We start from the raw sequence: 5,260 nt of genomic DNA on the forward strand, positions 1-5,260 counted from the left end.
ACCTGGAACTCGCGGTCGGGCCGCGTCGCCCGCGCCGCCGTCAGCGCGGTGTCGATCATGCCTTGCAGGCTCGCCAGCCCCACCGTCAGCTGCACCGCGCCGTTTTCCAGCACCGATAGGTCCAGAAGATCGTCCAAAAGCCGCGTCAGCCGCTTCGCCTCGTCATGGATGATCCGGCCGTAGCGCATCACGCTCTCGGGCGGCACCTCACCCTCGGTCAGGATTTCCGAGAAGGCGCGGATCGAGGTCATCGGCGTGCGCAGCTCGTGGCTGATCTGGCTGAGGAAGGCATCCTTCTGCAACGACAGCTGCATGAGCTTCTCGTTCGCCTCGCGCAGCGCGCCCGCGGTGCGGGTCAGCTCGGTCTCCCGCGCCTCCAGCCGGGCGGAATATTCCAGCAGCTGCGCCGATTCGCTGGCCACCGCCATCAGATCCTCGACCGTGACCGTCGCCCGGCCCACCAGCTGGCCGATCATCGCATGGGCGGTCGCCGCGCCGACGGAACCCGAAAGCCGCGCCTCCAGACTGTCCAGGAACCCCGGAGTCGGATCGGGCAGGAAGCTCTCCTTGCCCTGCGCCCGCGCTTCCGCCTGGAACAGGGTCAGCGCCACCTCCTCGCCCAGGATGCGCTGCGCCATCGCCAGAAGCGCCTCGGGGTCTGCCCGCCCCCGCGCCCAGCGTTGCGGGCCGACCGCGCCCTCGAAGACATTGACGAAGGCCGCCCCCTGCAACCGCTCCACCGGGCCGGGAAAGGTGAGAAGCGAGCCGAGGCAGAACGCCAGCACATTCAGCGCCATCGACCAGAAAAGCGCATGGATGATCGGGTCCATGGCTTCCGTGCCAAACAGCGAATACGGACGCAGCCAGGAAAGGCTCATCAGCCCCTCGGTAAAGACCGTCTCCGGCAGCACCGCGCCCGGCCCGAACGAAGGCAGGAACGAGGTATAGGCCCAGATCGCCAGCCCCGTGACCAGCCCCAGGATCGCCCCCGCCCGCGTCGCGCCACGCCAGTAGATGCCGCCCAGCATCGCGGGCAGGACCTGCGCCACCCCCAGAAAGGCGATCAGCCCGATTGACGCCAGCGCCGCGGAGCCGCCGGAGACACGATAATAGCCATATCCCAGCGCCAGCACCGCCGCGATGGCCAGCCTGCGCGCCATCAGCACGACCTGCCGCAGGTCATCCGCCACCCCCGCGCCGGGCCGCAGCCGCAGCCACAGGGGAATCATCACATGGTTGGAGATCATCGTCGCCAGGGCGATGGATTCGACGATCACCATCGAGGTGGCCGAGGAGAATCCGCCCAGGAACGCCAGCATCGCCAGCCCTCCCCGCCCCTCGGCCAAGGGCAGGGTCAGGACGAACATGTCCGGGTTCGCCCCCGCCGGCATCCGCTCCAGCCCCACCACGGCGATGGGCACGATGAACAGGCTCATCGCCATCAGATACAGCGGGAAGGCCCAGCTCGCGCGGGCAAGATGCCCTTCGTCCTCATTCTCCACCACCATGACCTGGAACATGCGCGGCAGGCAGATCACCGCGGCGGCGGAAAGAAAGATGATCCCGGTCCAGCGCCCCGGTGCGACCTGCCAGGCGGCAAGGTCCGCCGCGTCGATCCGGGCGATCACGTCGGCCACTCCCCCGGCGATGCCCCAGACGACGAAGCTGCCGACGGCCAGAAGCGCCACCAGCTTCACCACCGCCTCGACCGCGATGGCGGTGACGATGCCGTGGTGCTGCTCGCGCGCGTCGAGGTTGCGGGTGCCGAACAGGATGGTGAAGAACGCCAGCCCCACCGCCACCCAGACCGCGATCTGACCGGGGTCGAGCGGGCGCGACCCATCCGGCGCCGCGCTGGCGAAGACGCCGAAGGACAGGACCACCGACTGCAATTGCAGCGCGATATAGGGCGTCGCGGCCACCACGGCGATGAGCGTGACGATCACCCCCAGCGTATTCGACTTGCCATAGCGCGAGGAGATCAGGTCGGCGAGCGAGGTCACATGGTGTCGCCGCCCGATCCTGACCAGCTTGCGCAGAAGCCACCACCAGCCGATGAAGACCAGCGTCGGTCCGAAGTAGATGGTCAGGAACTCCAGCCCCGACCGCGCCGCATAGCCGACCGCACCGTAAAAGGTCCAGGCGGTGCAGTAGATCGACAGCGACAGCGTGTAGACCACGGGAGAGCGCAGCCAGCCGAGCCGCCCCTTCGCCGCCCGCCCCTCGACCACGAAGGCGACGGTGAAAAGAAAGGCGACATAGAGAAAGCAGGCCAGGACCAGCAGGTTGAAGGGCACCTCAGTCCTCCTCCTCGTCCACGCCCTCGCCGCTGCGCAGGCCGGGCGCGAAAGCCGCGGCAAGGCCGATCAGCGCCAGCCAGACCAGGAAGAAGTAGATCACGTCGCCCGAGGTCAGCGACATCCGCGACTCCGGCGCCCAGAGAAGCGGCAGAAGCAGCAGGAACGCGCCGAGCACCGGCAGAAGCCGCGCCGCATCGCGCAGCCGCCGCCGACGGTAGGGCGCGCGGGCCAGGAACAGCGGGCGCTTCGGGCGCCTCATCCGCGGCCCAGCCCCCGACCCAGCATCGCCCGGACCTCGGCCAGGATTTCGGCGTTGGAGAAGGGCTTGGTCATGAAACGGTCCGCCCCGGCGCGTTCGGCCATCTCGCGGTCGCGGCCCCGCGCCGTCAGCATCATCACCGGCAGGTTGCGGCTGTCCGGTGCGGCGCGGATCGCTGTCAGGATCTCCAGCCCCGAAAGGCCGGGCAGCATGTGATCGAGGATCACCATATCCGGCGGATCCTGCCGCAGCAGCGCCAGCGCGGCCACCCCCTCTGCCACATGGCTGACGCGCAGGCCATCGCGGGTCAGCAGGAAGTGGATCGCCTCGGCGATGTTCGGCTCGTCCTCGATCAGCAGGACATGCTGTGCCACACTCTCCCCCCGGGCGATCTTCGGTCGCCCTGCCCCACTATCGGCAGAAAGCGGGCCGCCTGTCAAAGCCTGCCGGTCCGCTCGTCGTCTCCTTCGTCGCTCCTCGCAGCATGCCCCCACCCGCGACGAGAAGACGAAGTCGCACGAGGAGCCGTCGGTTCGCGAGGAGAAGACAAAGTCGAACGAGGAGCAGAGTCCGGCGAAGTCACGCGAAAAGCCGCCAGGTCAGCCCCCTTCCGCCGCCAGGATCGACGGTTCGCGCCGCGCCGGGCAGTCGCCCCGCGCGCAGACCCGGCAACTCGACCCGATCCGCACCGCCTGCCCCGCGCCCTCGTCCGGCAGGATCAGCATCGCCGCCTCGCGCAGCTCCGGCCCCCGCAGGCCTTGCGGATGTCGCGTCTCGGCCCAGGCGATCACCCGATGCCGCCGGTCGCTCTGTCCCGCGATCTGCACCCGCGCCTCGAAGGGCTGCATCGGCCGACCGAGGGCGGCGTAAAGCGGCCACAGCGGACAGGCCGCCCCGAAGCGCGGCAGCGGAAAACCGGTCGCGGGCTTGCGGAAGGTCAGCGTGCCCGAACCGTCGCAGGCCACCAGCCCCGCCTGCAAAGCGGGAACCCCGGCCAGTCGCCGCATCACCCCCAGCGGCGAGGTGCCGAAGCGTTCGGCCAGTGCCAGCGGGTCCGGCCCCAGGTCGGCCAGGGCGGTCGCGAAGGCCGTTTCCGGCATCACCGCCGCATCCGCCGCCGCGCGGGCCACATGCGACCGCGCCAGGCTTCGCGCGGCGCTGGAGGCGAGCCGGGCGATATCCGCCGCCAGCCCCCCCGCAAGCTCCGCATCCGACAGCGCCCAGCCCCGGCTCCGCAGCCAGTCCTCCACCTCTTCCTGCGGCGCGGCGATGCCCTGCTCCTCGATCCCCTGCCCGGCGTCGAGGAATCCCACCAGCGCCTCGGCCCCCGCCGCCAGCCGCTCGCTGTCCTGATGCAGGTTTCGATGGAAGCGCGCCGCCCAGTCGGGCTCCAGATCCGGCGTCTCGGCCAGGATCGCCGCCGTCGCCCGCACCGCCGACAGCGAGGACAGCAGCTCATGCAGCGACTGCGACAGGTGCGGATCATGCGTCATCCGGTCGTTCAGCGCCTCGACCGCGCGCTCCAGCACAAGACCCCGCGCGTCGAGCGCCGCCAGAAGCGTCGCCCAGCCGGGAAAGCGGTCGACGAAATCCTCCACCCGCTCGACCTCGACCCCCGTCTCTCCCACGGCCCCGCCACGGGCTGCCGCCGCGCGCAGATCCTCGACCAGCGCTGCATCCTTGCCCTCGACCAGTGCCGTCCGGTCGATCTCCAGCGCATCGGCCAGCCGCTCCATCACCCCTGCCGTGACCTTGCGGCGGTTGTGCTCGATCAGGTTGAGGTAGGAGGCCGAAATCCCCGCCCGCGCCGCGACCTCCGCCTGCCGCAGCCCCGCAGCAAGGCGCCGGTCGCGCAGCTTGGTCCCGGTCAGCGAGGAAAGCGGCATGGGTCAGCCCGGAAAAAGAATTGGCCGCGATGAGGGGCGATTTACACCGCCTTGTCAACGCGCCTGCCAGCGTACCATTCCCACGCGGCTCACTCGAAGCCAGCGAAGCGGTGCCCGTAGAAGCTGACCGCCCGCATAGCGCAATCCTGCACCGCCAGATGCAGATGCGCACCCTCGTTCACCCCCGGCGCGGTGCTGTCCCGCGCCAGTGCCGCCCGGCCCAGACCCGGCCTCGGCCCCGCGCGCGGACGCCAGAAATCCACCTGTTCGTCCAGATGCGCCTCAAGCCGGGCGTCGCCCCGGCCCCCGGTGATCTCCGAAATCCGTTCCGCCACCGCCAGACAATAGGCCGCCTCCGCCTCCTCGGTCCCGGCCCCATACAGCAGCCCCGCCGGAGCGGCGAAGCCCTGCCACCAGACCGTCACAAGAAGCGCCACGGCCACCGCCGTCAGCCCGATCCCGATCGCCTTCATTGCTATCCCTCTCTTGGCGCTCAGCAGAACCGCAAAAGGGTAAAGAAAACGGGCGCGACCGTCCCGGCCGCGCCCGCCAAGTCCGAACAAATCAAACGATTATTCGGCCAGCGCCTTGTCGGTGATGTCATGCGTCCAGGCCTTGCCCTCGGGCGCCTTGGTGATCGCCGGGTTCTCGGGCGAGACCGCCGCCAGCAGCGAGGCCACCGTGGCGTCGAAATCCGCCGGGTCCAGCGCGCCATTGCCGCCCGCGGTCAGCTTCGCCACCTCGGACATCATGTATTTCTGGTGGTCCAGCGACTGCGCCCCCGATTCATCGTTGTCGATGACGATCTGCGCGGC

General features: G+C 69.7%; 5 protein-coding genes and 1 pseudogene. All 6 read right to left on the reverse strand.

The genetic code is table 11. The features are described 5' to 3' along the window. A partial coding sequence (locus V7Q39_RS19030; protein WP_333818187.1) for a histidine kinase dimerization/phospho-acceptor domain-containing protein occupies positions 1-2,297 on the reverse strand: 2,297 nt, incomplete at its 3' end. Position 2,298: 1 nt separating this feature from the next. Beyond that, positions 2,299-2,559, reverse strand: coding sequence for a hypothetical protein (locus V7Q39_RS19035; protein WP_333818188.1), 261 nt, complete (start codon positions 2,557-2,559; stop codon positions 2,299-2,301). Continuing rightward, entirely contained in the window at positions 2,556-2,933 is a 378-nt protein-coding gene (locus tag V7Q39_RS19040) for a response regulator transcription factor (protein ID WP_333818189.1), read from the reverse strand. Before V7Q39_RS19040 ends, V7Q39_RS19035 begins: the two co-directional genes overlap by 4 nt. A 225-nt stretch (positions 2,934-3,158) precedes the next feature. Continuing rightward, entirely contained in the window at positions 3,159-4,445 is a 1,287-nt protein-coding gene (locus V7Q39_RS19045) for a short-chain fatty acyl-CoA regulator family protein (protein WP_333818190.1), read from the reverse strand. A gap of 89 nt (positions 4,446-4,534) precedes the next feature. Beyond that, positions 4,535-4,918: a hypothetical protein gene (locus V7Q39_RS19050; RefSeq protein ID WP_333818191.1), complete on the reverse strand. Its 384-nt coding sequence runs from the start codon at positions 4,916-4,918 to the stop codon at positions 4,535-4,537. A 99-nt stretch (positions 4,919-5,017) separates the two neighbouring features. Next, positions 5,018-5,260 (reverse strand): annotated as a pseudogene (locus V7Q39_RS19055) (ABC transporter substrate-binding protein); the annotation flags it as partial.

The sequence above is a fragment of the Tabrizicola sp. genome, assembly GCF_036781545.1.
GTDB lineage: Bacteria > Pseudomonadota > Alphaproteobacteria > Rhodobacterales > Rhodobacteraceae > Tabrizicola.

Bases quoted from the DNA above. Each gene is read 5' to 3' on its own strand.
- V7Q39_RS19045 (WP_333818190.1), bottom strand. From the start codon at position 4,445: ATGCCGCTTTCCTCGCTGACCGGGACCAAGCTGCGCGACCGGCGCCTT.
- V7Q39_RS19035 (WP_333818188.1), bottom strand. From the start codon at position 2,559: ATGAGGCGCCCGAAGCGCCCGCTGTTCCTGGCCCGCGCGCCCTACCGT.
- V7Q39_RS19050 (WP_333818191.1), bottom strand. From the start codon at position 4,918: ATGAAGGCGATCGGGATCGGGCTGACGGCGGTGGCCGTGGCGCTTCTT.